The organism is Ruegeria sp. AB5, assembly GCF_056542645.1.
In genome coordinates, this window is record NZ_JBQGAE010000001.1 from 155,445 (window position 1) to 179,930 (window position 24,486).

The window sequence follows — 24,486 nt, forward strand, 5'->3', positions numbered from 1 at the left end:
TGACGACATTTCCGACAGAGCGTGGATAAGGCGTTTTGCCCCGGAATTTTCTGTGCTAGACCATGGCTCGATCCGGCTGGGATCCGGGAAGCAAGACGACAAGGATAAGCGGTATGGTTGGCAGCAAAGCGGCAGTCAGATTCGCGGGTGCGATTCTTCTGGCAGCAGTTTTGAGCGCATGCGGCAACGCAGGTGGCCTGTTCGGAAACCGAGGTGCAGACCGCGAACAGAACTTGGAAGGGTTCACGCCGGAACAGATATATACCCGTGGGGAATACGAGCTGTCGCAGAATCGCTCGGACGACGCGGCGTATTATTTCTCCGAGGTCGAACGGCTCTATCCCTATTCCGATTGGGCCAAACGCGCGCTGATCATGCAGGCGTTCTCGTTCCACGCTGACCAGAATTATGAAGAAAGCCGGGCCGCCGCGCAGCGCTATATAGATTTCTATCCGACGGACGAAGATGCGGCCTATGCCCAATATCTTCTGGCGCTCAGCTATTACGACCAGATTGATGAAGTCGGTCGGGATCAGGGCCTGACCTTTCAGGCTTTGCAGGCTTTGCGCACGGTGATCGAAGTTTACCCTGACAGCGAGTACACCACGTCCGCAGTTTTGAAGTTTGATCTCGCTTTTGACCATCTGGCCGGCAAGGAAATGGAGATCGGGCGCTACTACCTGCGTCAGGATCACTATATCGCGGCCATCAACCGGTTCCGGGTGGTGGTTGAGGACTTCCAAACCACGTCTCACACCGCCGAAGCGCTGTATCGTCTGATCGAGGCCTATCTGTCGCTGGGCCTGTTTGACGAGGCACAATCGGCCGGCGCGATTCTGGGGTACAACTACCAGTCGTCGGAATGGTATGATGATGGGTACAAATTGTTGACCTCGCGCGGTTTGGATTTGAAGAGCCGTGGCAACAACTGGCTCAGCACGATCTATCGCCAGACCATCAAGGGTGAGTGGTTGTAATCGCCATGTCATCAGGCTTGGGACGTTAAAGACCCGATGCTTCGCGCCCTGGATATCCGCGACATGCTGATCATTGACCGGTTGGAATTGACCTTCCAGCCGGGTCTGAACGCCTTGACCGGAGAGACCGGTGCAGGCAAGTCGATCCTTCTGGATTCGTTGGGCTTTGTTTTGGGTTGGCGCGGGCGGGCCGAACTGGTCCGGCAGGGGGCGGCTCAGGGTGAGGTGGTGGCCGAATTCGAACTGCCCAAAGGCCATCCGGCCCACGCCATCCTGCTTGAGGCCGGTTTGCCGGGCGGAGAGGAACTGATCCTGCGCCGAGTCAACTCCGCCGAGGGACGCAAAACCGCATGGGTCAATGACCGCAGGTGTTCAGGGGACGTTCTGCGCGCCTTGTCAGAGACACTTGTTGAGTTGCATGGCCAGCACGATGATCGGGGGCTGCTGAACCCGCGTGGCCACCGTCTTTTGCTGGACGACTACGCGCAGGTTTCGGAACAGATTGGCGCGGTTCGCCGCGCTTGGTCCGAGATGTCACGCAGCCGCAAGACTCTGGCCGAAACCGAGGCCGCTTTGGCGGCTATGCGTGCCGAAGAAGAATTCCTGCGCCACTCCGTCACTGAATTGGACAAGCTCGATCCGCAACCTGGAGAAGACGCTGATCTCGACGCCCGCCGCCGCATGATGCAGGGTGCCGAACGCATCAGGGACGACGTCGCCCGCGCCTTTGATTTGCTTGGCGGCGGTGGGGCCGAAGCGGCGATGTCGGACGCGGTCCGCTGGCTTGAGGGCGTATCCGACAATGCAGGCGGGCAGCTGGAAGAGCCGATCGCGGCGCTTGGCCGCGCTTTGATTGAGCTGGGCGAAGCGCAGGACGGGGTGAAGGCCTGTCTGCAGGCGCTGGATTTCAACCCGGTTGAGCTGGAAGCCACCGAGGAACGCTTGTTCGCCATCCGCGCACTTGCCCGCAAGCATGACGTGGCTCCGGATGATCTGGGCGCGTTTGCCGACACCCTGCGAGATCGCCTTGGACGTTTGGATGCCGGGGATGCCAATCTGGCCGATCAACGCGCAGAAGTTGAGGCGGCACAGGCGGCATACGATACGGCCGCAACCAAGCTCAGCGATGCGCGGACAAAGGCCGCCGGGCGGCTGGACAAGGCAGTGATGGCCGAACTCGCGCCGCTGAAAATGGAACGCGCGGTGTTTCGAACCGAAATCACCCCGTCCGATCCGGGCCCAGAGGGTTTCGATGCGGTTGCCTTCACAGTCGCCACCAATCCGGGCGCACCTTCGGGGCCGTTGAACAAGATCGCGTCGGGAGGTGAACTCAGCCGCTTTTTGCTGGCGCTCAAGGTTTGCCTGTCCGGTGATGACAGCGCCCGCACGATGATCTTTGACGAAATTGACCGGGGTGTTGGCGGTGCCACAGCCGATGCGGTGGGGCGTCGACTGGCTGCGCTGGCGCAGGGCGGACAGGTTCTGGTTGTCACACACTCGCCTCAGGTCGCCGCACGCGCGGCCCATCACTGGCGCGTGCAAAAACAGGTGAGTGGGGGACAGACGTTGTCGACCGTTGTACCGCTGGCCGAAGGCGACCGCGTGGATGAGATCGCCCGGATGGTTTCCGGGGATACGATCACCGACGAAGCGCGGGCCGCTGCACGGGCTTTGCTGACCTCCTGACGCCTCAGCGGCGTTTCCTGCTCGCTCCACCGTCGCTATCTTACTTTTATATGATCGCTCCGTGGCTTAGTAAGGTGTATGTGATGATCCCCGAGGGCCGATGACCCAATCAACCCGCACCGTTCTGCGCAACCAGCTCAATCAGGCTCTGGCCGCGATCAAGGACGCGTGGCGGGTCATGCGCCGACGTGGACCCAGCCAGATCCAGTTCTGGTTCATCGCCTTGGCCATCGGTATCGCGGCGGGTTTCATGGCCTTGGGATTCCGCAAGGCGATCCGTGCGCTTCAGGCCTATATCTATGACACCGAAGATATCCTGCTGTTGCACAGCCACGCAGAGAAGCTGCCATGGTTCATGGTGCTGATCATCCCCATCATCGGGGGCCTGATCGTGGGCATCATCCTCAATAAATTCACCGATGATGGTCGTGTGCGCTCTGTCGCGGACGTGATAGAAGGTGCCGCCGTCAGCGATGGCAGGGTCGAGACCAAGGCTGGCATCGCCTCGTTTTTCGCCTCGCTGATCACGCTGAGTTCCGGCGGCTCCACAGGGCGAGAGGGTCCCGTGGTGCACATGGCCGGGGTGATTTCGACATGGGTTAGCAATCGCATACATGCCGACGGGATCACCGGGCGCGACCTGCTCGGATGCGCCGTCGCCGCGGCTGTTTCAGCCAGTTTCAACGCCCCCATCGCAGGTGCGTTGTTTGCGTTGGAGGTTGTGCTGCGCCATTTCGCGGTCCATGCCTTTGCACCCATCGTCATCGCCTCGGTCGCCGGAACGGTGATCAACCGGTTGGAATATGGCGATGTCACCGAATTTGCACTCGAGACGCCCGGCTCTTTGCAATTCTATGTCGAACTGCCTGCTTTTCTGATCCTTGGCCTGATCTGCGGATTGGTATCCTTGCTGCTGATGCGCTCGATCTTTTTTGCCGAGGACATCGGCAATCATGTTCAGAACCGTTTGTCCTTACCGGGATGGCTGCGACCGGCTGTGTCCGGCGCCATGCTGGGCGTGATGGCGATCTGGTTCCCGCATATCATTGGTGTCGGGTACGAAACCACGATCCGCGCGCTGACCGGGGATCTGGTGCTGACAACGGCCATTCTGTTTGCGGTGGTCAAAACGGTGGCGGTGGCCATTACAATGGGGGGGCGCATGGGCGGCGGCGTCTTTTCGCCCGCGCTGATGATTGGTGCGCTGACCGGCCTCGCCTTTGGTCTGATTGCGACAGGGCTGTTGCCGGATGTCTCGGGCACCCACACGCTTTATGCCTTTGCCGGTATGGGTGCAGTGGCTGCCGCTGTTTTGGGCGCGCCGATCTCGACCACGCTGATTGTGTTCGAGTTGACCGGAGATTGGCAGATCGGTCTGGCCGTGATGGTTTCGGTCTCCATGTCCACCGCATTGGCGTCGCGCCTTGTGGACCGGTCGTTCTTCCTGACCCAACTGGAGCGTCGCAACGTGCATCTGGCTGCCGGGCCGCAGGCCTACCTTTTGGCGATGCTGCGGGCCGGGGCGGTAATGCGGCCTATTGGCGATCCGCGCTCGATCACCAGGGACGAGGCAGCAGCGCTGATCGAACAGGGGCTTTGCGTCAAAGCCAGTGCCACGCTAGAGGCCGCAATGCCTTATTTTGACCGCGATGACATTCCTTGTATCCCTGTGATCGTACTGGACGAAAATGGCAGGGAAACACCGGTTGGCGCGCTGTATCACGTCGATGCGCTCAAGGCCTATAACCGGGCATTGGCGGCGACGGCGGCCGAAGAACACTCCTAGCCGCGATAGACGCTTGCGGCATCACCCAGATAGTTGTCCCAGGCGAACCAGTACGAGATATGTCCGGCCACGCGCGGCAGTTCTGCACCATCCGGCCCAACGAGCGTTTCTTCGGTCAACGTCCACTTGCGGCCCGCTTCGTCGACAAGACCGCCATCCGTGGCCGTGAAACGGTGCCCGCCACGCTCATAGGCCCGCACGGTCCGCCTGTCCGCGTTGCCGATCAGAACCAGGGGGCGGTTGGCAATTGCATCGTTGATCACCCGTGTCCTGCTGAACGCATCCAGCGGCCAGGCGCGTGCCGCGCCGAATTGGCGGATGGTAAACACATAGTCTTTCTGACGGTGTTCCGACTGGTCCACCAGTGCCGGGAACATCAGGTCGGGCGAGGCAAAATACTGTTGGTAGACCACACCCGACCCGTAGTTGCGTCGATGCCCTGTCTGCAATGACAACACCTTCGTGTTCGGGTGTGCGTCTTTCCAGTTGTCCCAGGTCGAGATGACCACCGGTCGCTGTCTGAGTTCAATGCCGCTGTCGACCAATGGACCCACAACGGGCTTGCCGGTGTACTGGTTCCACAATGAATGGGTTTCGCGGTCAAACATCAATTTGTTGGAGCGGTACAGGAACCCGGACGACCCAAATACAAACGGCTTCCGTCGACCCTTAACTTGGGTTTCAAACAGGATGCCGGACCCACACAAGGTGCAATAGGCCAGCGCGACGGGCACGCCTCCGATCACCTCGTTGAACATCTCGTGCCATCCCATGATACGCAACGGATAAGCGCGTGTATCCCCGTTGATCGAGACCCCAAAGACCAGATCGTCGTCCCTGAGGTAGCTGGCGTCAGACGCTGTGATCAGTTTCGGATTGTCCAGCGAGGGAATACCATCCTTGCGCACACCGCCCCAGGCAATTTCTTCCAACCGGATCTTCATCCGGTCGCGTTGCAGATACTCGGGGCGCAGGAAAACGTCGAAATTCCTGTCGATGCCCAGAAGAACTTCACGCTTGAACGGTATGAGGGCAGGGTGCGGTATCACTTGCGGGTTCTGCTCCTGCCAGAGCATCCAATTGAACCAGTCTGTACCAAGCTGCTGCCCGGTCAGCGCCTCCATCACCTCCGAGATTTCGTCGCGCCGCCGATCCGAAAAGCGAAGGCCCGTCAGCAGGGCGGGAACCACATCGGGGTTGCCGCGTGCCAGCAGATACTCCATTTGCGCCTCGAATTCGGTTCTGCGGGCATAAAGCGTGCTGCGAACCGCGTCGAGCACCGGATCCTGCTGGGCCAAACCCGTGGCGGGGGCCAGTGCCCCGGCCCCAATCATACCGACAAAGTGGCGACGTGAAACAGACATGGCACCCTCCAAATCCCAGCCGTGCCTATTCTGCCCTCAATGCTGATCAAAAACACCAAACAGCCGCGTGAGCGCGCCGTGATCCTGCCAAGCGCTATTGCTACATTGCTTAGAAGCGCTGTTGCGTCCTGCTATCGGATGGCTTGCCGAAGATTTGATCACATCTGGCAAAAGCCGGGGTTTGCCGGGCCAAAACTGTTCGGAAAAGACTGATGCTTAGAAAGCGCCCCGTGGTGGCCTTCATTTTCAGCCAACTGTCAGGCAGGTCGATGCAGGTGCTGGGGATTGGTCGTGCGCCATCAAGTCAAATCTCTCAAATCTGCTCTACCTTGACTGAATCGACCGGATAGAACGCCAGATACGAAGTGATCTCAGCCATCCCAGCAACCGGAGCCTCATAGCTCCATACAGCGTTTTCTGTGACTGAAGATTTGTTCACGATCGAGAAATGCGTCGCGTCTCCCTTGTGCGGGCAATGGGTTACCTTGTCGGTGCGATCCAGAAAGGCCATCGCAATGTCTGAACGCGGAAAATAGATCACCGGTTCAAGATCACCTTCCTGCAATTCAAGCGCGTCCGAGCTTTCGCCCAAAATTGCCCCACCGGACCGGACGCTCCATTTGCCCGGTGCTTTGCGGATCGTGATCTCAACCATATGTCTTCCCTCGTTCTTGTTCGGGCCTCTCCTCTGCCCATCCTATGTAACAGCCCTGTGTCAGACTGGCGCTGTTGCGGCATCCAACCACAGCTGAGCGTCTTCGCCCAGCCTTGGGCGGATTCTTTCTGCGACGTCCCGGTGGTAGCCGTTCAACCAGTCGCGTTCCTGATCGGTCAGCATATCGACAAGGATCAAACGCCGGTCAATGGGTACGAAGGTCAGCGTGCGCCACTGCAGCATCGCCCGTTCTGCATCGCCGCCGGGCAGTGTGGGGGCCTCGTCGACAACAATCAGATTTTCGATCCGAATGCCAAATGCCCCTTCGCGATAGTATCCGGGTTCATTGGACAGGATCATGCCCGGTTCCAACGGCACATGGCTGACCCGAGACAGGCGCTGCGGACCCTCGTGCACGCTGAGATACGCGCCAACCCCGTGGCCTACACCATGGTTGAAATCCTGACCGGCCTTCCACAACGCAGCCCGCGCCACGCATTCAATGTCGCGCCCGGCCAGCCCAACCGGCCAGCGTAGCATCGACATGGCAATCATGCCTTGCAACACGCGGGTAAAACAGGCTTTTTCTTCCGATCCCACGTCACCAATCGCAATGGTCCGGGTGATGTCGGTGGTCCCGTCCAGATATTGCCCGCCGCTGTCCAGCACCAGCAGATGACCGTTTTCAAGCACGCTATCCGTCTCTTCGGTTACGCGGTAATGCATGATCGCGCCATTGGGCCCCGTGCCAGCGATGGTATCAAACGAGATATCTTGCAACGCATTGTCGCAACGCCGCGCATTTTCCAGCCGCGTCACTACCTGCGTTTCCGTCACTTGTCCGGGGGTCTGCTGATCCAACCAGAATAGGGTCTCGACAACAGCCACGGCATCGCGCAGATGCGCCTCGGCACTGCCTGCGATTTCGGCGGGATTCTTGCGAGCCTTGGGCAGTGCACATGGATCGCCCCCGTCGACCATCCTGGTGTCCAAAGTCTCGGCTACAATCTGTGGAACCGTACCGGGGTCAACCTGAACCTGACCATGCAGCGCGCCAAGTGCATTCAGGAAATCATCAGGTTCATGAACGATGACCTGCTCCCCCAGATGATCGTCCAATCCGGCCAGCTTCTTGGTTGCCATGAACAAATCAACACGCCGGTCGGCATGCAGAATGGCAAACCCGTGCGCCACGGGGTTGTAGGCAATGTCAGAACCGCGAATGTTCAGCAACCACATGATCGAGTCGGGCAGCGTGATCACCGCTGCCGCGCAGCCATTGTCGCGCAACCGTTCTGACAGCTTTGTGATCTTGTCTTTCGCTGTTTCGCCCGCAAATTCAATCGGGTGCACTTTGACAGGATTCATCGGAGGATCCGGCTGATCCTCCCAGATCCGATCCACCAGATTGTCACATCGGCACAGTTCGATCCCGCTGCCCTGTAGCTCTTTCCGCGCGCTCTTGATCTGTCCCGCCGCATGCAGCCAGGGGTCAAACCCGACCTTGCCGCCATTGGGCAATTGCTCTTTCAACCATGCGCTCAGGCTGATTTCGGGCCAGTGCACCGGAGTGTATTCTGCCGCCACCTGCGCCTTGACCTGTGTCCGGTACCGCCCGTCAATGAACACTCCGGCCACATCCCGCAATACGGCGCAAAACCCTGCAGAGCCTGTGAAGCCAGTCAACCAGGCCAGTCGTTCGTCCCGAGGGGCCACATATTCCCCCTGATGCGCATCCGCGCGCGGTACGAGAAAACCGTCCAATCCTTCGCCCGACAACTCGTCCCGCAAAGCTGACAGGCGCGGCGGCCCTTGTTCAGGCCGCGCCGTCACGTCAAACGACTGAAACATATCTGCCTCCCTCAACCCGAAGGGCAGCTTATACAGGCCGCCCGCCCTATTTGTGAAACACACTCCTGTCGGAGACAAGGCCAGCCTCAGCCCACCTTTCTTATCCCCATCACCCGCGCCCGCGCCCGGGGATCGCTGTCGAACAGCGCGGCCAGTTGCTCGGTCATGGCTCCGGCCAGTTGTTCCACATCGGTGATCGTTACGGCACGGTCATAATAGCGGGTTACGTCATGCCCGATCCCGATGGCCAGCAACTCAACCATCTTGCGCTTTTCAACCATCGCGATCACATCGCGCAGGTGTTTTTCCAGATAGTTTGCCGGGTTCACGCTGAGCGTGGAATCATCGACCGGCGCACCGTCGGAAATCACCATCAGAATCTTGCGCTGCTCACGCCGGGCCAGCATGCGGCGGTGAGCCCATTCCAGTGCCTCGCCGTCGATGTTTTCCTTAAGCAGCCCCTCTTTCATCATCAGACCCAGATTGGCCCGCGCCCGCCGCCAAGGCGCATCTGCGCCCTTGTAGATGATGTGGCGCAAGTCGTTCAAACGTCCGGGTTGCTGTGGCCGACCCTCGTTCAGCCACGCCTCACGCGCCTGACCACCTTTCCAGGCGCGCGTAGTAAAACCCAGAATTTCGACCTTTACATTGCATCGCTCAAGAGTCCGCGCCAGAACATCCGCGCAAACCGCCGCGATCGAGATCGGACGCCCCCGCATTGATCCCGAATTGTCCAGCAGCAGGGTCACGACTGTATCGCGGAACTCGGTATCTTTTTCGACCTTGAAGCTCAGCGGTGTGGTTGGGTTTGCCACAACGCGGGCCAGACGGCCGGCATCCAGAATACCCTCCTCGCGATCGAATTCCCAAGACCGGTTCTGTTGTGCCTGCAAACGGCGCTGCAACTTGTTTGCCAGACGACTGACCGCGCCTTTCAGTTGGTCCAACTGCTGATCCAGGTAGGCACGCAGCCGTTCCAGTTCTGCCGGTTCGGCCAGATCCTCGGCGGCAATCTCTTCGTCATAAGTGTTCAGGAACACCCTATAGTCCGGGTCAGCCTCCGAGGCGGGCGGCGGGGCAGGCGGCTCCATAGGGGCCTCACCCTCGGGCATCTCGGCCTTATCCCCCATTTCATCCTCGGCCATCTCGTCCATCGAGACCTGGGCCTGGGACTGATCCTGCTGCTCTTCCTGAGACTGCTCGGGTGTGGCGTCAGGATCCTGCTCCTCCTGATCATCCTGCCCGGTGCTGTCGGGATCAGGCTGCTCTTCCGCGTCGTCCTCTGCCTGATCTTCCTGTTCGTCGTCCAACTCATCCGGGTCATCGCCCAGCTGGTCGCCATAGCCCAGATCCTTGATCACCTGCCGGGTGAATTTGGCAAACTCCGCCTGATCCGAGAGGATGTCATCGAGGTTTTCCAGCGTGCCGCCCGCCTGTTCCTCGATAAACCCGCGCCACAGGTTCATGACGTTTTCAGCAGCGGGGGGCAGGTCGCGCCCCGTGGCCAGATGCCGGATCAGGTAGCCCGCGGCCACGGACAAAGGCGCCTCGGCCGGTTGTTTGCACTGATCATATCCGCGCCGCAGCGCTTCATGGCCGATTTTCACATCGATGTTAGACGCCGTACCAGGCATGTCCCGCGCACCCATCGCCTCGCACCGCGCGGTTTCCATCGCTTCATAGAGGTCCCGCGCCATATCTCCCGGAGGGGCATAACGCGCATGGGTCGCGTCGTCATGATAGCGACGTTGCAACGCCAGAGCATCTGCTGTCCCGCGCGCCAGTAGAACCTCCTCGCGCGTCATCCGGCGGCTGACCTGAGGCAGACGCATCGATTCACCCGATAGGCCAGACGGGTCGACCGTATAGCTTACCGACAGCTCAGGATCGTCGGCCATGACCTTGGTGGCCTCGGCCAGAGCCTTCTTGAACGGATCAGCGGGGTTGTCGTTTGGTTTGCTCATGATCGCCATCCGCTTTCGTTCTGAAAACTCTCGATACAAACGGTTGGAGCATAGGGCATCTCTTCACCATTCTTTAGTTCATAGGCTTCGCGAGCTACATAGAGCAAGCCTTCAAGCCAATCAGTCTGCCATAGACGATAGTGCTTCGGATTGGCCAGGAACGCATCGAAAACCTTGGGGCCTTGCGCCACAACAGCCAATCTCTTGTACAGAAAGGTGTCGGCTCTACCGGGAAATAACCCACACATGCGTCGATAGTGAGCTCTTGTATCCAAGGCATGAGCTTTTCTTGCGAGAGCCTCTTCAAACGAAAAAATGACATTCTCGTCCTGATCGCGCAAAGCGGACACTAGCGGAGTGAGATCGGTTGTTGGATCTCGCCGCTTTGATCCTTGGATCAGGCCGATAAAATACCAGAATCTATCATCTAATAGAGGCTCCAAGCATCACCCCAAGCTCGCGCTCGCCGCGCTTTCCGGTAGTTCCTCGTCAAAGCAACGCTGATAGAACTCGGCCACGGTTTGGCGCTCCAACTCGTCACACTTGTTCAGGAAGGACAGGCGGAAGGCATAGCCAACGTCGCGGAAGATCTCGGCGTTTTGGGCCCAGTTGATCACGGTCCGCGGGCTCATGACAGTCGACAGATCCCCATTCATGAAGGCCGTCCGCGTCAGATCGGCGACAGTGACCATCTGGCTGACAGTCTTGCGACCCTCGGCAGTGTTATAAAGCGGGGCTTTGGACAGAACGATCATCGTTTCAGCATCGTGGCTGAGGTAGTTCAGGGTCGAAACCAGCGACCAGCGGTCCATCTGCGCCTGGTTGATCTGCTGCGTACCGTGATAGAGGCCGGTCGTGTCGCCCAGACCAACGGTGTTCGCGGTGGCGAACAGGCGAAAGTTCGGGTTCGGCGTGATGATCTCATTCTGGTCCAGCAGGGTCAGCTTGCCGTCATGTTCAAGAACACGCTGGATGACGAACATCACATCGGCACGGCCCGCGTCGTATTCGTCAAAGACGATGGCAACAGGGTTGCGCAGCGCCCACGGCAGAATCCCTTCGTGGAACTCGGTGACCTGCTTGCCGTCACGCAGCTTGATTGCATCCTTGCCGATCAGGTCGATCCGGCTGATATGGCTGTCCAGATTCACACGGACGGCGGGCCAGTTCAGACGCGCGGCGACCTGTTCGATATGGGTCGACTTTCCGGTGCCGTGATAGCCTTGGATCATCACGCGACGGTTATGAGCAAAGCCCGCCAGAATGGCCAAGGTGGTTTCCGGGTCGAACTTGTACGTCGGGTCGATTGCAGGGACGCGGTCGCTGCGCTCGGCAAAGCCTTTGACCGCCATTTCGGTATCAATGCCGAACACTTCACGGACCGAGATCTCTTCGGTTGGTTTTGCGTTGATGTCGATCGATCCGTCAGCCATTCGTCGTGTCCTTATACCTTGTCCCGTCTCGCCGGGCTTGAACCCGTGTGTGGTGCAACATATTGCGCCCAAGGGCAAGGGGAAGAGGTGCACGCAACGGTTTGCCGGTCTGCCGGCGTCACCGTCCCGACCAGTGTTGCGCGAAAGCGCACGGCACCCGAAAGTTTTGAGAACCCAGTTGGTGCGCCACGTTTGACCTTGATTTCACGTTTATTTTCCATCGAGATTGCAGTTGCTCTTGAGTGGTAAAAATGGCTTAAGTCGCGATCACGAAAAGGAACAGGCAATGACAAGAACCGGACAGCGGAATGAGGCATTCTGGCAGAAGTTCTATGACGATCAGCTTCAAGACAGAGTACTTCTGCCGCCGTCACAGTTTGCCGCTTTTGTCGCGCAAGAGTTGTCTCCGCACAGCAGTATAATCGATGTCGGCTGCGGCAACGGACGCGACACGATTTTCTTCAGTCTTCTCAGGTTTGATGTGGTAGGTATTGATGCCAGCGAGCAAGGGATTGCCGTGGCCCGCGCCAATGCTGACCGCCTGGGGTTCAATCGGACGCCGCTATACCAAAGCCTTGCCAGTTCAGACCGCGTTGTCTCTGAAATTGCTAAGCGGACCGAAGCCGAGCTGTGTGTGTATGGGCGGTTCTTCCTTCACGCCATAACGCAGGATGTACAGGACGCATTTTTGCTGTTGTTGTCCAAAAACCTTTCGGTTGGTCAAAAACTTGCTTTTGAGTATCGGACCCTAGAAGATGAAGCCTTGCTCAAGGTCGCGTCGCCACACTACCGCCGATATCAGTCGATGCAGATGTTAGACGCGCAGTTGCATGATCTTGGTTTTGACAAGGTTTATGGCACTCAGGGGCAAGGTCTGGCCAAGTATCAGGATGAAGACGCGCATGTCGCGCGTGGAATCTATGAAAGGGCAGATCGATGAGCTCTGATCGCGCTGCATTCGAGGGCTTTCGAGACGAGCTGATGGGGATCATCCGTTCAGGGGGGCGTTTGCGTCGTCCTTTTGCGATTCAACCTCGCTTGGATGCGGTGTTCAGTCCAGATTGGGAAGAGGACTGGTTGAAGTTGTTCGTGTACTACCATTGTGCAGGCCGCTTTCGCCCTACACGTACCTATGGAAAGCTGATTAGACTACGAGAGTTGTGCCGCCAACATGGGCGCTCGGCTCAGTTCGAAGAGTTTCTCGCCGAGATCAATCAGCTCATGTATCCGGAATCGCTCACGTTCCACGGTTACCGCAGCACGTTTGCAGCACAAGATACGGACTCCATGGCGCGTTCGTTTAGAGGTATCCTGACGCCGCTTGAGGGGCACGGCTATCCCTTTTTTCTCTACGCTGGGGCTCTGTTGGGATTGGTTCGGGATGGCACCTTCATCGCGCATGATGACGATATTGATCTGGCTGTGTACCTGGGGGAATGCACCGATGCCGAGGCCGCTGAAAAGTGGCGCTTATACAAAGAGACGTTGTGCGCTGCAGGGTCGGTTGCCTATGGGCAAGTCTCAAACAACCCACCGGTTTTCCAGATCATCAATGACAAGGAACTTTCCGTCGATTTGTTTCCGGCCTGGACAACCGATGGCAAATTCTCGGTCTACCCCTATTCATACCATGCGATGGACGCGCAGGATATCTTGCCTTTGAAAACGGATCCTGACGGCACGCAAGATATGTTTGTCGACTATGAAATCATGCTGCCAGCCAATCCCGAAGCTCTTTTGGTCAGCAGCTACGGTCCCAATTGGCGTGTTCCGGATCCTTTGTTCAGATTCAACTGGCGGAAAGCACAAAGAAAGTTCAATTTGATTTTCAATCAACAGTATTGTTGAACGTCCTTACTGCATTGAAATGCAAAGTCGAAGTTGCTTTGCAGGCCGGGAATGCAGCGGTTGGGCGGTGACGTGGCGATTGAAGTGCGACGTCAATCTATTGAACCTGAGCGTGTGAACTAGACCGGCTCGTAACTTTGAAGCACAAACATGCCTGCACCAGGTCGTCAGGTGTGACCGCATTCAGGGGTGTCGCTTATTTAGCTGCGTTCCAGTAGCCGTTCAGTTCAATGACGCTGGCCACCGCGAATGCTTTCTCGGCCAAACACGTGTCAGTGCCATCGTTCAGCGCCAGATTTTTGTACCTGTCATAGAGGGATTTGGACGTGTAGAATTCAAACGCCTTCGAGTTGCCAGGGCTCTCCCAGAAGGCCGTGATCCAAACGGACTCGCGCCCGGGGATGCAATTTTTGCACCAATCATTCCAAAACCGCTCTGTTAGCTTCGCGTCTGATGCCGCAGTGACCTGTTCAAACAGGCTATCCAAGTGCCACCCGGCCAAACCGAACATGCACACTGTGTCATCCAGATAGCCGGTGTCGCGCTCAATTTCGCGTGCAAGATACGCACGCTGGAACCTGTTCAGGACGTGCCATTCTTCGTCAGACCAGTTCTTCGGGTTACCTGTTTCGAACCTGTTCAGGCTGACTTCCAGCCCAACATTCGCGGCCTCTTCATCAGTTGCAAGAACTTCCAGTATGCGCGGCAGCAGATAGCCCCAGGTTCCCTTGGAGATCCCGTTCGGGTCATAGGCGGCAAAGAACCAATCCTGAATATAGTGCAGCGGCAATTCCGCTATGGGGGGCGAAAAGAAATCGGCCTCGATATCCGCATCCATACAGCAGCCTTGGCACACGTCGGTACTCGAGGGTTTATCGTAGTCGAAAACCCTGTAGGCGTCGCTGATGATCTGAAAAAACGGATGTTCGGGCGGAAGCTTGGCCCTGAGAGGTTTTTGTTGCTTGCGCGGCATGTTACGGCATCCTCGAAAGCGCGCCTTGATATCTACTTGAAGTTCCGGCTGTCCTTGATCTGATCCCAGGCCCAGACGACCTCTTGCAATTGTTCTTCCTGCGAGCGGTCGCCGCCGTTCATATCCGGGTGCAAAACCTTGATCAGCTTCTTGTAGGCCTTGCGCACCTCGGCTTTGGACCAGCTGTCGTTGGCCTCAAGGATTTCAATCGCGCGGCGTTCAGTCGGGGGCAGGCGGCGACCGCCGCCACCTGTGGTTCGGCCCTTGTTCTGCGTGCCGTTTGCGCCCAGAACCTGATGCGGGTCTTCGATGCCCAGCCGAGCCCAGGCGCGGGCCTCGGGATCGCCCATGGGCTTGGTCTCACGCTCCCACACCTTGTCTTTGGACCGCTGCGCGTTCAGCTCAGCCTCGGTTGTGCCGTCAAAAAAGTTCCACTTTTGGTTATATTCACGCACATGCTGCTGGCAGAACCAGTAGAAGTCATCCAGAACGTCCGGTGCCTTAGGCGCGCGGAACTTGCCGGGCTCTTCACATCCCGGATGATCACAGATTCGCTTCGACGTCTCGGACGCGCCCGACATGCCCCGGCGCCCGCGCGGGTTCTTCTTCTTGGCGCTGGAAACGGACATATCAAATCCGAAGGGGTCTGATTTGGTCATGCTGTGATCCTCACGAACGCATCTTTTCGACTCGGAGGCAGCAGTTTAGTCTAAGCAGCCGAAAGTAGAAGAGGGGGGCGGCAAGTTTTTTGTCGCTGAGCATAAAAATGAGCATGACTGACGAAATCCGAACCCGCCTGCAATCCGCATTTGACCCGCATGAGTTGGAGGTTGTGGATGACAGCGAAAGCCATCGCGGCCATGCCGGATTTCAGGAAGGCGGCGAAAGTCATTTCAACGTCCGTATCCGCGCAGCTGCGTTCGAAGTCAGTCTCGCGTCGCTCGTCACCGTGCGGTCCATAAGGCGTTAGGGGATGTCGTCCCCCGCATTCACGCGCTGGCCTTGGATATTGATGTGTGATCCGGGTCAGAACCGCAGCCGAAAGGCCAGACCGACCAGCGGGGCCGTTTCATAGCCTTGGCTGTCGATCTCGGTTCCGTTCTCATCTTCCAGCGTAAGCTGGCCATCGAACTCGGCCCCGGCAAAAACTGTCAGCGACACGCCCGGGTTGGGAGTGTAGCTGAGCGCCGCAACAACCGGGATGCTCTGGTCTTCACCGATGCCATTTGGTGCAGGTCCACTGCCATCCAGGCGGAAGCGGATTTTTTCTGACCGCGCCGACAGCGATAGGCTGAAATCGGCATTCACCGCATAGCTCAAGGTCAATCCCGGCCCGCGCGTGGCGCCGATTCCCGATCCCGTGTTCAGGTTCCAACGGTCATTGATGTCCCAGTCCACCAACAGGGCCGGGAAAACATCCGTTCCGCCGTCTTCGAGTTGGGAAAACGCGCCAAAGGCCGGCCCGATCGTTAGGCTGTCGCTGACCTGCCACGCGACGCCCGCAAACACACCATAGGTACGCCCGTCCGAAGACTCAGCTCCGCTTTGGTAGTCCCACCTGATTTGCGGAGACACAAAAATGTTGGCCCGTTGACCGGCCTGAAAGCGCAGCGGGGCCGAGATGCGGATGTCGCGGATGTCATTCCATGGCTGGTTGTTCGCCGCGCTGAAATCATAGTCCAGTTGCCCGTAGCTGACCGAGACCCCGAAAGAGGTGCCGCTATCGAAGTTGTAAAGCCCCGTGGCCCGCAAGAACGACCGTGTTGCAGTAAAATCCCCACCATCATCCAGATCCGCGCTGCCCTGGTAGGCGGCCAGCCCGTCAATCTGACTTACCCAACCCAGGTGCTGTTGTGCAGCGACCGGTTGCGCAAATTGGCTGGCAAAGACGGTGACGAGGCAAAACGTGGCGGTACAGGATTTCATTAAAAATCGGGTCCCATGATTGTTTTCAGTTGGTCGCCTGAAGAATACGACCGACGCATCCGAACGGATGACGGATCTTGGCGTTTCAGAATGTCGCAGTGCCATGAATGCCACACCCGACACGGGCGGGCTGCTTTGTTCCACAAGCGGACCTTTTGCAAAGCTACTTGGTGGCTTCTTCGGCTTTTTCTTCGGGCTTCAACGTCAAAGGCGGTTCATCCACCTCTGCCGAAATCGGATCTGGTGCTTTAACGGCGTCCGGTCCCGGTATCGGTTGGGCCAGTGGCACCCCCTGCGGCGTCTCGCTGGGCGAGGGCGCGGCCACCGAGGGCGCAGGAGCCGCGTCCGGCATATCCCCTGCCACGGCCCGCCGGAAGACCAGCACATTGCGCCAATTTGTGGTCGACCCGGTCAGGCCCGAGCGTTCTTCGCTGGGCAGCAGCTCGGCGCGTTGGTATTCCCACCCCTGTTGCCCCATCTCGTTCAGCACCTGTTCGACCGAGGTGGCAAAGCGGCCTTCGGGTGTCTTGACGCCCTTGGCCTTGGTACCCTTCTGCGGGGCGGGGATGACCTTGTATTCGTAGCGCTGCATTGCGTGTTCCCTTGTGCCTCTTGACGCCAACTTATCACGCACGTCGCAGGGTGAAAGAGACGTTCGGCGAGCGGCGCAAATCAGCCGGTTTTCTGCGCCGCCTTGGCCACAACGGACAGACACAGTTCCGTCGCCAGCGCCATGTCCTGGACCGAGATCCACTCAAGTGGCCCGTGAATACACTGCATACCCGTGAACAGGTTGGGGCAGGGCGTGCCGAACTCGGTCAGGCGCGAACCATCGGTGCCGCCGCGGATCGGAACCGACAGTGGTTCTATCCCCAACTCCCGGCACGCCTCGTTGGCCAGATCGACCGGTGTCATGTCCTTTTCAAGCCAATACCGCATGTTGCGGTACTGATGGCTGATATAGCAGGTGATGGTCGCACGCGGTTCCGAGGCTTGCACCGCGTCGCAAACCTTGCGCACCAGATCGCGCTGGGCCTCAAGTCCCTCCATCTCGAAATCCCGCAGGATCAGCTTGATCTCCATCTCGGACGAGCCGCCATTCATATCGGTGACATGGATGAACCCTTCGCGCCCATCAGTGACTTCGGGTGTCAGCGTGGCCTGCGGCAGGGTCTGTACGATCTTTGCGGCCAGATGGGTGGCATTGACCATCTTTTCCTTGGCCAGTCCGGGGTGAATCGAAACACCGGTGATCTTGATCACCGCCCGGTCGGCCGAGAAGCTTTCGTATTCGATCTCACCCACTTCCTGCCCGTCCAAAGTGTAGGCGAAATCGGCCTTCAGGTTCTTGGGAAGTTGCTTTGTCACGCCGCGTCCGATCTCTTCGTCGGGCGTAAAGGCGATGCGGATGGGGCCGTGCGGAACGTCTGGATTTTCGATCAGATGCCGCGCCATGGTCATCAGGATTGAAACGCCGGCCTTGTCATCAGCACCGAGCAAGGTCGTGCCCGAAGCGGTGACCAGATCATGGCCAATCTTTTCGGCCAGATAGGGATGCTCGTCAGGGGACAGAACCAGTTCGGGATCGTCAGGAAAGGTGATGTCGCCCCCGTTATAGCCTTTGATGACGCGCGGTTTGACGCCGGTTGCATTAAACTGGGGTGCCGTATCGACATGGGCCAGAAACCCAACGGTCGGTCCTTCGGCCGTGCCGGGAATGGTCGCCACTACAACGCTGTCGCCAGTCATCTCGACATCCTGCGCACCGATCTCAGTCAGTTCCCGATGCAGCAGGTTCAGCATGTCGAACTGGATCGGCGTACTGGGGGTCGAGGGCGATGTCTCGTCGCTTTGGCTGTCGATGGCCGCGTAGCGCATCAAGCGATCTTCAAGTTCCTGATCGAATTGTTTTTTCATTGCATCTCTCCTGAGCGGAAGAAAGGGCGCAAACGAAAACGGAGTCAAGCCGATGCCTGACCCCGTTCCAATTCTGTAAAAAGACGGGTCTTATGATCCCAGTTTCTTGGCAACCAACTCGTTCACCGCCTTGGGGTTGGCCTTGCCGCCGGTCGCTTTCATCACCTGACCCACGAACCAGCCCGCAAGCTTGGGGTTCACCTTGGCCTTTTCGACCTGTGCCGGATTCGCCGCGATGATCTCGTCCAAGGCTGATTCAATCGCGCCCGTGTCGGTGACCTGCTTCATGCCGCGATCCTCGACGATCTGGGCCGGGTCACCACCTTCGGTATAGACGATCTCGAACAGGTCCTTGGCGATCTTGCCCGAAATGGCGTCAGACGAAATCAGGTCGATGATGCCACCTAGCTGCGCAGGGGAAACCGGCGAGTCGGTAATGTCGTGGTCTTCTTTTTTCAGGCGACCAAACAGCTCGTTAATGACCCAGTTCGCGGCCAGTTTGCCGTTGCGGCCCTGCGCGACCTCTTCGAAATAGGCAGCCGATTCAACATCGGCGGTCAGAACCGAGGCGTCATAGTCGGTCAGACCGAAGCTCTCGATAAAGCGTGCTTTTTTGTCGTCCGGCAGCTCGGGCAGGTTGGCGGCGATGTCGTCGACCCAGGCCTGCTCGATCTCAAGCGGCAGCAGATCGGGGTCAGGGAAATAGCGATAGTCATGCGCTTCTTCCTTGGACCGCATCGAGCGGGTCTCGCCCTTGTCCGGGTCATACAGGCGGGTTTCCTGATCGACCTTGCCGCCACCTTCGACGATGGCGATCTGACGACGAGCCTCGACCTCGATCGCTTGCTGGATAAAGCGCATCGAGTTCATGTTCTTGATCTCGCAGCGCGTGCCCAGATGCGAGAAATCCTGTGTTTCCTGATACTTCTCATAGGCCCCCGGCAAGCAGATCGAGACGTTCACGTCCGCCCGAAGGTTGCCGTTCTGCATGTTGCCGTCACAGGTGCCCAGATAGCGCAGGATCTGACGCAGCTTGACGATATAGGCGGCGGCCTCTTCCGGGCTACGGATGTCGGGGCGGGAAACGATCTCCATCAGGCAAACGCCGGTCCGGTTCAGGTCGACAAAGGACATATGCGGGTCCATGTCGTGAATGGATTTGCCCGCGTCCTGTTCCATGTGGATGCGTTCGATCCGAACCATGCGTGCGGTGCCGTCACCCATCTCGACCAGCACTTCGCCTTCGCCCACGATGGGATGGTACAGCTGGGAAATCTGGTAGCCCTGCGGCAGGTCGGGGTAGAAATAGTTCTTGCGGTCAAAGGCTGATTTCAGGTTGATTTCCGCCTTCAGGCCCAGCCCGGTACGCACCGCCTGTTCCACGCAATATTCGTTGATCACCGGCAGCATTCCCGGCATCGCCGCGTCCACAAAGGCCACGTTCGAGTTCGGCTCGGCCCCGAATTGGGTCGATGCGCCCGAGAACAGCTTGGCATTGGATGAGACTTGCGCATGCACCTCCATCCCGATCACCAGTTCCCAATTGTGCTTGGCCCCGGCAATGATTTTGGGCTTGGGCATTTCATATGTCAGGTCGAGCATGGCGCGCCTCATTTCCGCAGAAGTCTAAGCCTGCGTATTAGGCGCGCCGGAGCAAAGGGGCAAGGGGGAATGGCGCGATTCAGTGCTGTGAAAACTGCAGGCCTGTGGGCGTAAAGGTCACATCCTTGCCACTGCCCAACTCATCCCGGAAGAAATCGCCGATGGCACGTAGCGCGTCGCGCTGTCCCCGCGCGGCAAATCGCTCGGGTGAGCTGACGCGAACCGAGTTGTTGAACCCCGACGCCGCATGCGCCCAGATCAGCGGGTGAAGCTCGGTCAGGTGATCGCGGATCAGCCAGTTTGCGGTGTCACGCATCTGAGACCGGGCCAGATCGGCCTTTTCGTTCAGACCCTGACCGTTTTGAACTGTAATTGCGCAATAAGCTGACAACATGTTGACCATCTGCTGATCGGGGCGCAGCCGCAAAATGTCCTGCAGCCCTTCGAGGAAGTATTCAACATCGACCCGCGCGCAGGCCTCATCATCCAGCGCAATGGCGTCGAATTGAACCCAGGTGTATCCGCCTGCACCCCAAATCTGATGGGTACGGGCCGCATTTCGCAGGGCTTGCACTTCGAGTTCTTCATAGCTGCCGAACCAGCGGGGCAGAAGATGGCTGCCCATCGCGCGCATATGGCGCTGGTTGTTCGGGTCGAGGTCGATCAGACGTTCATACTCATCCGCAACGCGTGCTGTCGCCCTGCGCTGACCTGCAAGCAAGGCGCAGCACGCGGACGCCACCAGAGGGCTCTCCGGGGCGGCTGTCTTGCAATCTGGCAGAATTTGCGCCGCCCGGTCAAAATGTGCGGTGCACCGTGACTGATGCAAAGACGGCAGCGTTGCGTCCGTTGCATTGCCGCGCCAGGCCCATGCAAGGTCGATATGCGCCAGCGCCACGACCAGGGCGATCATCGGATCATCGGAATGATCCTGCAATTCGCATTCGAGATCCGAAATGCCACCCAGCAGATCGTAATCCGATATGGCTTTGCCATCGGCCAGCGCATGCTCGGCAGCCAGAACCACATCGGCGCGCGCGCCAAATGCCAGCAGATCGGCAATTGGCATTCCGTCTGGTGCAGCCGCGCGTGCCGAGTCGGCGTCACGCATTTCTCTGGACAAATCGGACCACCGATCCTGTCGCGCCAGATGTCGACCGCGTTCAATCGCTTCGCGTCCTACCCCGTCGTCCGGCCCGGGCGTGGCCACGGAAATGTTCAACTGTCCCTGTTCGGGCAGAGCTGCCGCCAATGCGGAATTTGCGCTGAATTCATGCGCTGTTTGAAGACTGGAAGACGTGAAACGGGCAGAAAGCGCCCGGGCAAACCGGAACATGGTGGAACTCGAAAACAAAAAACACGTTGTACTTAGGATATTCAGGTTGGCCGGATTCCCAGTTCAATTCAAGTTAAATGCGCGCTATTTTTCAGGAATTCGGCACAATCCGGGCAGGCAGCCCCGATCGTTCTCAGAAAGCCATGAAATGATGGCGTTCTACACGGAAACCGGCCTGTTCCAGCAGGGCTTGAAAGTCGCGATGCGGTGGCAGCGATTCATCCGGCAGGCGTATTTTCTTCCCTGAATGCAACACCAGCGACACGCGGACCGAGAAATCCCATCGCGTATCAAAGCGGAAGAAATCGATCTCGCTTAGCTTCATTTCCCCTTGCCGTTTGCCTGTGAACCAACGCAACTGGTCTGGTTCCAACTGCAGACCTGCGCTGGTGTCCTGCACGATGTCCCAAAGGGCGGGCAGCGTGGCAAGGGACAGCAGACCCACCAGCCACCATACCGCATCAAACATGATGATGAGCAATAACAGGGCTGCGTAAACGCCGATCAGGATGACGACAGTCCGAGAGTTCCGGTTGCGGCGTGTGAACGTATACGGGGTCATGTGCCGAGGATGCGCGACACCATTTCGGTGGTGTCACGAGACAGGTTGGGCGTCTCGGAAATGCGCGTCAGTTGCGCGCGCATCAGCTGCTGCCGGTTCGTGTCATAGCGTTTCCATGTCTGGAAGGCCGCGCACATGCGCGCCGTTGTTTGCGGGTTTACCGCATCCAGACGGATAAGCCAGTCGGCCAGCAACTGGTACCCTGCGCCATCGGGCTGGTGGAACCCGGCATGGTTCATTGCCAACCCACCCATCACAGCACGGAAACGATTGGGGTTTTTCCAGTTAAAGTCAGGATGCGCGGTCAGGTCCCGCGCCGTTTTCGGTGTCGCTTCGGGCGCGGCCATGGACACTTGCAGACCAAACCATTTGTCTATGACCAGCCGGTCATGCTGCCACTGGTCATAGAAGGCAGCAAGCTCGCTTTCTCCTTTGCCAGCGCGCAGCAGGCAGGACAGGGCCGAAAGCTGCAACGTCATGTTGTCCGACGTGGTGTAGGCCTCGGCGGCCATCGCGCCACCGTCCAGGCGTGTGGTCAGGGCCAGGACTGCACTTCCCAAAGCACGCTTGCCCGATTGCTCGGCGTTGGGGGCGTAAGGTGCGTCCACCAAAGCCTCGCTGTGCAGGCGAGGCAGAAGGTCCTGCAGGTGCTGCGCTGTGACTTGCCGCAAGGTCTCGGTCGCGGTCCAGATTACCATCGGGTCAGGCGTCCGGCCCCGTTCGTGCAAAGCCGCTGCCAGTTCGGATTGCGTGGGAAGGCCAAGCATCAGCGCGCGATAGGCCGGGTCCAGATCGCCATCGCGCAAAACAGCCAGCAAACCGTCGAGGTAATCGGCATCGGGCGTCGCTTCGTCCGAGATCATGTGCAGCAACGTATCTTCTGCCAGCGACCGCCCGGCCTGCCAGCGATTGAACGGGTCGGTGTCGTGAGCCAGAAGGAAGGCGCGCTCGGCGTTTGTGTGGTCATGCTCCAGGATCACCGGGGCCGAAAAGCCGCGTAGGATCGAGGGTATGGGTTTCGCTGCCAAACCGGTGAACTGAAAGCTCTGCTCGGCCTGGGTCAGTTCCAGCACTTCGGTCCTGCGCACCTCATTGCCGTTGGACCCCAGCAAGCCAACAGCCACGGGGATGACCTGAGGTTCCTTGCGTTCCTGTCCCGGTGTCGGCTCGGTGCGCTGGCGCAGGGTCAAGGTATAGGTGCCATCGTTCCAATCCTCGGAAACGGTCACCCGAGGTGTGCCGGACTGGCTGTACCATCGTTTGAATTGGGTCAGATCGCGCCCAGTCGTATCTTCGAACACCTTGATCCAGTCTTCGATGGTGCAGGCTTGCCCGTCATGGCGGTCGAAATAGAGGTCCAGTGCCGTCGCATAGGCCTTATCACCCACCAGTCGCTTTAGCATCCCAATGACCTCGGCGCCTTTTTCATAGACGGTCGCAGTGTAGAAGTTGTTGATTTCCTGAAAGCTCTCGGGCCGAACCGGATGCGACAGCGGCCCGTTATCCTCGGGGAACTGCCGTGCGCGCAAATCAATGGCGTCATGGATGCGTTTTACCGGGGCCGAGCGCATGTCAGAGGTGAACTGGGCATCGCGAAACACGGTCAGCCCTTCTTTGAGGCACAGCTGGAACCAGTCGCGGCAGGTGATGCGGTTGCCGGTCCAGTTGTGGAAGTATTCATGCGCGATGATGGCTTCGATCCGTTCGAAATTCAGATCGGTCGAGGTCTCAGGGCTGGCCAGAACGGCTGAAGAGTTGAAGATGTTCAGACCCTTGTTTTCCATTGCGCCCATGTTGAAATCGTCAACGGCCACGATGTTGAAAACATCCAGATCGTATTCCCGACCATAGACATCCTCATCCCATTTCATCGACTTCTTAAGCGCCTCCATGCCAAACGCGCATTTTCCTTCATCGCCCGGGCGGACCCAAAGGTTCAGGTCAACAGGGCGACCGGACATCGTGGTGAAGCGGTCGGAATGGGCAATCAGATCGCCCGCGACCAGCGCAAACAGATAGGCCGGTTTGGGCCAGGGATCTGTCCATTCAGCCCAACCATCGCCCATGCCCGAGGGGTTTCCGTTCGACAGCAGCACAGGAAGGTCACCATTGATCCGCACGGTGAAGGTCGACATCACGTCGGGGCGATCCGGGTAGTAGGTGATCTTTCGGAAACCCTCGGCCTCGCACTGGGTGCAATACATGCCGTTGGACATATAAAGCCCCTCAAGCGCGGTGTTGTTGCCGGGGTCGATCTCGACCTCGGCCTCCCAGATGAAGGGGGTACTGGGAACATCGGCAGTCAGGCCCTTGTCGGTGACGTCCGGAGTAAGCGCGACACCATCAATGGTCGCGCGGATCAAGCTCAGTTCTTCGCCATGCAAGAAAAACGTTTTGTCAGTGGCCTCAGGGTTCGGACGGAAAGCGATACGCGAAGTGACACGCGTGGCATGTTCAGCCAGATCAAATGTCAGGTGTACGCTGTCCACCAGATAACCAAAGGGCGCATAGTCTTTGAGGTAAATTGTGGTGGGGGCAGCGTCACGCATCGGGGCCTCGCATCGGTTCGTGTTTGCCGCGACGTTAGGGGGATCAGGGCGAGGCTG

At 58.5% G+C, this 24,486-nt stretch carries 20 protein-coding genes and 1 pseudogene; 6 read left to right on the forward strand and 15 right to left on the reverse strand.

The features are described 5' to 3' along the window. Positions 1–113: 113 nt before the first annotated feature. From ACR0L4_RS00835 to ACR0L4_RS00845, 3 genes are all read left to right on the forward strand, one after another. Entirely contained in the window at positions 114–977 is an 864-nt protein-coding gene (locus ACR0L4_RS00835; protein ID WP_170748353.1) for an outer membrane protein assembly factor BamD, read from the forward strand. A 36-nt stretch (positions 978–1,013) separates the two neighbouring features. Next, positions 1,014–2,663 (forward strand): DNA repair protein RecN, encoded by a 1,650-nt coding sequence (recN, locus tag ACR0L4_RS00840; protein ID WP_480509857.1) that lies wholly within the window; start codon positions 1,014–1,016, stop codon positions 2,661–2,663. A gap of 100 nt (positions 2,664–2,763) precedes the next feature. Then, positions 2,764–4,449, forward strand: a complete 1,686-nt coding sequence (locus tag ACR0L4_RS00845) for a chloride channel protein (protein WP_480509859.1) — start codon at positions 2,764–2,766, stop codon at positions 4,447–4,449. On the opposite strand, the gene ACR0L4_RS00850 is transcribed toward ACR0L4_RS00845, so the two are convergent. From ACR0L4_RS00850 to cobS, 6 genes are all read right to left on the reverse strand, one after another. Beyond that, positions 4,446–5,813, reverse strand: a complete 1,368-nt coding sequence (locus ACR0L4_RS00850; RefSeq protein WP_480509861.1) for a DUF3179 domain-containing protein — start codon at positions 5,811–5,813, stop codon at positions 4,446–4,448. The genes ACR0L4_RS00845 and ACR0L4_RS00850 overlap by 4 nt on opposite strands. Positions 5,814–6,126: 313 nt before the next feature. Continuing rightward, entirely contained in the window at positions 6,127–6,468 is a 342-nt protein-coding gene (locus tag ACR0L4_RS00855) for a DUF427 domain-containing protein (RefSeq protein ID WP_170748357.1), read from the reverse strand. Between the two features lie 60 nt (positions 6,469–6,528). Further along, positions 6,529–8,319, reverse strand: a complete 1,791-nt coding sequence (locus tag ACR0L4_RS00860) for an aminopeptidase P family protein (RefSeq protein ID WP_480509863.1) — start codon at positions 8,317–8,319, stop codon at positions 6,529–6,531. A gap of 86 nt (positions 8,320–8,405) precedes the next feature. Then, positions 8,406–10,283, reverse strand: coding sequence for a cobaltochelatase subunit CobT (gene cobT, locus ACR0L4_RS00865; protein ID WP_480509865.1), 1,878 nt, complete (start codon positions 10,281–10,283; stop codon positions 8,406–8,408). Then, positions 10,280–10,726: a DUF4240 domain-containing protein gene (locus tag ACR0L4_RS00870; RefSeq protein ID WP_480509867.1), complete on the reverse strand. Its 447-nt coding sequence runs from the start codon at positions 10,724–10,726 to the stop codon at positions 10,280–10,282. Before ACR0L4_RS00870 ends, cobT begins: the two co-directional genes overlap by 4 nt. Positions 10,727–10,729: 3 nt before the next feature. Then, positions 10,730–11,716, reverse strand: coding sequence for a cobaltochelatase subunit CobS (gene cobS / locus ACR0L4_RS00875; protein ID WP_480509869.1), 987 nt, complete (start codon positions 11,714–11,716; stop codon positions 10,730–10,732). 286 nt (positions 11,717–12,002) lie between these two features. Here cobS and ACR0L4_RS00880 point away from each other — a divergent pair, with 286 nt between their 5' ends. Both ACR0L4_RS00880 and ACR0L4_RS00885 read left to right on the forward strand, forming a co-directional pair. Further along, a complete protein-coding gene (locus ACR0L4_RS00880; RefSeq protein WP_170748362.1) occupies positions 12,003–12,656 on the forward strand; it encodes a methyltransferase domain-containing protein in 654 nt (217 codons plus the stop codon). Positions 12,657–12,697: 41 nt separating this feature from the next. Continuing rightward, the gene (locus ACR0L4_RS00885) at positions 12,698–13,564 is read left to right on the forward strand and encodes a hypothetical protein (RefSeq protein WP_480509871.1); all 867 of its coding nucleotides are present in this window, start codon (positions 12,698–12,700) and stop codon (positions 13,562–13,564) included. Positions 13,565–13,760: 196 nt separating this feature from the next. Here the strand turns inward: ACR0L4_RS00885 and ACR0L4_RS00890 are convergent, their stop codons facing one another. Next, on the reverse strand, positions 13,761–14,537 hold the full coding sequence (locus ACR0L4_RS00890; protein ID WP_480509873.1) for a hypothetical protein: 777 nt from the start codon (positions 14,535–14,537) through the stop codon (positions 13,761–13,763). Between the two features lie 32 nt (positions 14,538–14,569). Next, a complete protein-coding gene (locus ACR0L4_RS00895) occupies positions 14,570–15,196 on the reverse strand; it encodes a J domain-containing protein (protein ID WP_170748365.1) in 627 nt (208 codons plus the stop codon). Between the two features lie 107 nt (positions 15,197–15,303). Here ACR0L4_RS00895 and ACR0L4_RS00900 point away from each other — a divergent pair. Then, positions 15,304–15,557: pseudogene (locus ACR0L4_RS00900) on the forward strand (BolA family protein). A 6-nt stretch (positions 15,558–15,563) separates the two neighbouring features. On the opposite strand, the gene ACR0L4_RS00905 reads toward ACR0L4_RS00900, so the two are convergent. The 7 genes from ACR0L4_RS00905 to pepN form a co-directional block, all read right to left on the reverse strand. Continuing rightward, entirely contained in the window at positions 15,564–16,463 is a 900-nt protein-coding gene (locus ACR0L4_RS00905) for a hypothetical protein (protein ID WP_480509875.1), read from the reverse strand. A 163-nt stretch (positions 16,464–16,626) separates the two neighbouring features. Next, positions 16,627–17,055: a DUF4177 domain-containing protein gene (locus ACR0L4_RS00910; protein ID WP_480509877.1), complete on the reverse strand. Its 429-nt coding sequence runs from the start codon at positions 17,053–17,055 to the stop codon at positions 16,627–16,629. Between the two features lie 80 nt (positions 17,056–17,135). Then, the gene (pepT, locus tag ACR0L4_RS00915) at positions 17,136–18,380 is read right to left on the reverse strand and encodes a peptidase T (RefSeq protein WP_480509879.1); all 1,245 of its coding nucleotides are present in this window, start codon (positions 18,378–18,380) and stop codon (positions 17,136–17,138) included. A gap of 90 nt (positions 18,381–18,470) precedes the next feature. Continuing rightward, positions 18,471–19,982: an Asp-tRNA(Asn)/Glu-tRNA(Gln) amidotransferase subunit GatB gene (gene gatB, locus ACR0L4_RS00920; RefSeq protein ID WP_480509881.1), complete on the reverse strand. Its 1,512-nt coding sequence runs from the start codon at positions 19,980–19,982 to the stop codon at positions 18,471–18,473. A gap of 79 nt (positions 19,983–20,061) precedes the next feature. Further along, positions 20,062–21,318, reverse strand: coding sequence for a hypothetical protein (locus tag ACR0L4_RS00925; RefSeq protein ID WP_480509883.1), 1,257 nt, complete (start codon positions 21,316–21,318; stop codon positions 20,062–20,064). 133 nt (positions 21,319–21,451) lie between these two features. After that, entirely contained in the window at positions 21,452–21,880 is a 429-nt protein-coding gene (locus tag ACR0L4_RS00930; RefSeq protein ID WP_170748371.1) for a hypothetical protein, read from the reverse strand. Continuing rightward, positions 21,877–24,429, reverse strand: a complete 2,553-nt coding sequence (gene pepN, locus ACR0L4_RS00935; RefSeq protein WP_480509885.1) for an aminopeptidase N — start codon at positions 24,427–24,429, stop codon at positions 21,877–21,879. The genes ACR0L4_RS00930 and pepN overlap by 4 nt, the downstream gene beginning before the upstream one ends. Positions 24,430–24,486: the final 57 nt, after the last annotated feature.

What these genes read in the sequence shown, in the direction of transcription:
- pepN (WP_480509885.1), bottom strand. Translation starts at nt 24,429, where the DNA reads ATGCGTGACGCTGCCCCCACCACAATTTACCTCAAAGACTATGCGCCC.
- pepT (WP_480509879.1), bottom strand. Translation starts at nt 18,380, where the DNA reads ATGAAAAAACAATTCGATCAGGAACTTGAAGATCGCTTGATGCGCTAC.
- ACR0L4_RS00910 (WP_480509877.1), bottom strand. Translation starts at nt 17,055, where the DNA reads ATGCAGCGCTACGAATACAAGGTCATCCCCGCCCCGCAGAAGGGTACC.
- ACR0L4_RS00845 (WP_480509859.1), top strand. Translation starts at nt 2,764, where the DNA reads ATGACCCAATCAACCCGCACCGTTCTGCGCAACCAGCTCAATCAGGCT.
- cobT (WP_480509865.1), bottom strand. Translation starts at nt 10,283, where the DNA reads ATGAGCAAACCAAACGACAACCCCGCTGATCCGTTCAAGAAGGCTCTG.
- recN (WP_480509857.1), top strand. Translation starts at nt 1,014, where the DNA reads ATGCTTCGCGCCCTGGATATCCGCGACATGCTGATCATTGACCGGTTG.
- ACR0L4_RS00880 (WP_170748362.1), top strand. Translation starts at nt 12,003, where the DNA reads ATGACAAGAACCGGACAGCGGAATGAGGCATTCTGGCAGAAGTTCTAT.
- ACR0L4_RS00860 (WP_480509863.1), bottom strand. Translation starts at nt 8,319, where the DNA reads ATGTTTCAGTCGTTTGACGTGACGGCGCGGCCTGAACAAGGGCCGCCG.
- ACR0L4_RS00930 (WP_170748371.1), bottom strand. Translation starts at nt 21,880, where the DNA reads ATGACCCCGTATACGTTCACACGCCGCAACCGGAACTCTCGGACTGTC.
- gatB (WP_480509881.1), bottom strand. Translation starts at nt 19,982, where the DNA reads ATGCTCGACCTGACATATGAAATGCCCAAGCCCAAAATCATTGCCGGG.
- ACR0L4_RS00885 (WP_480509871.1), top strand. Translation starts at nt 12,698, where the DNA reads ATGGGGATCATCCGTTCAGGGGGGCGTTTGCGTCGTCCTTTTGCGATT.
- ACR0L4_RS00835 (WP_170748353.1), top strand. Translation starts at nt 114, where the DNA reads ATGGTTGGCAGCAAAGCGGCAGTCAGATTCGCGGGTGCGATTCTTCTG.
- ACR0L4_RS00925 (WP_480509883.1), bottom strand. Translation starts at nt 21,318, where the DNA reads ATGTTCCGGTTTGCCCGGGCGCTTTCTGCCCGTTTCACGTCTTCCAGT.
- ACR0L4_RS00890 (WP_480509873.1), bottom strand. Translation starts at nt 14,537, where the DNA reads ATGCCGCGCAAGCAACAAAAACCTCTCAGGGCCAAGCTTCCGCCCGAA.
- ACR0L4_RS00855 (WP_170748357.1), bottom strand. Translation starts at nt 6,468, where the DNA reads ATGGTTGAGATCACGATCCGCAAAGCACCGGGCAAATGGAGCGTCCGG.
- ACR0L4_RS00850 (WP_480509861.1), bottom strand. Translation starts at nt 5,813, where the DNA reads ATGTCTGTTTCACGTCGCCACTTTGTCGGTATGATTGGGGCCGGGGCA.
- ACR0L4_RS00905 (WP_480509875.1), bottom strand. Translation starts at nt 16,463, where the DNA reads ATGAAATCCTGTACCGCCACGTTTTGCCTCGTCACCGTCTTTGCCAGC.
- ACR0L4_RS00895 (WP_170748365.1), bottom strand. Translation starts at nt 15,196, where the DNA reads ATGACCAAATCAGACCCCTTCGGATTTGATATGTCCGTTTCCAGCGCC.
- cobS (WP_480509869.1), bottom strand. Translation starts at nt 11,716, where the DNA reads ATGGCTGACGGATCGATCGACATCAACGCAAAACCAACCGAAGAGATC.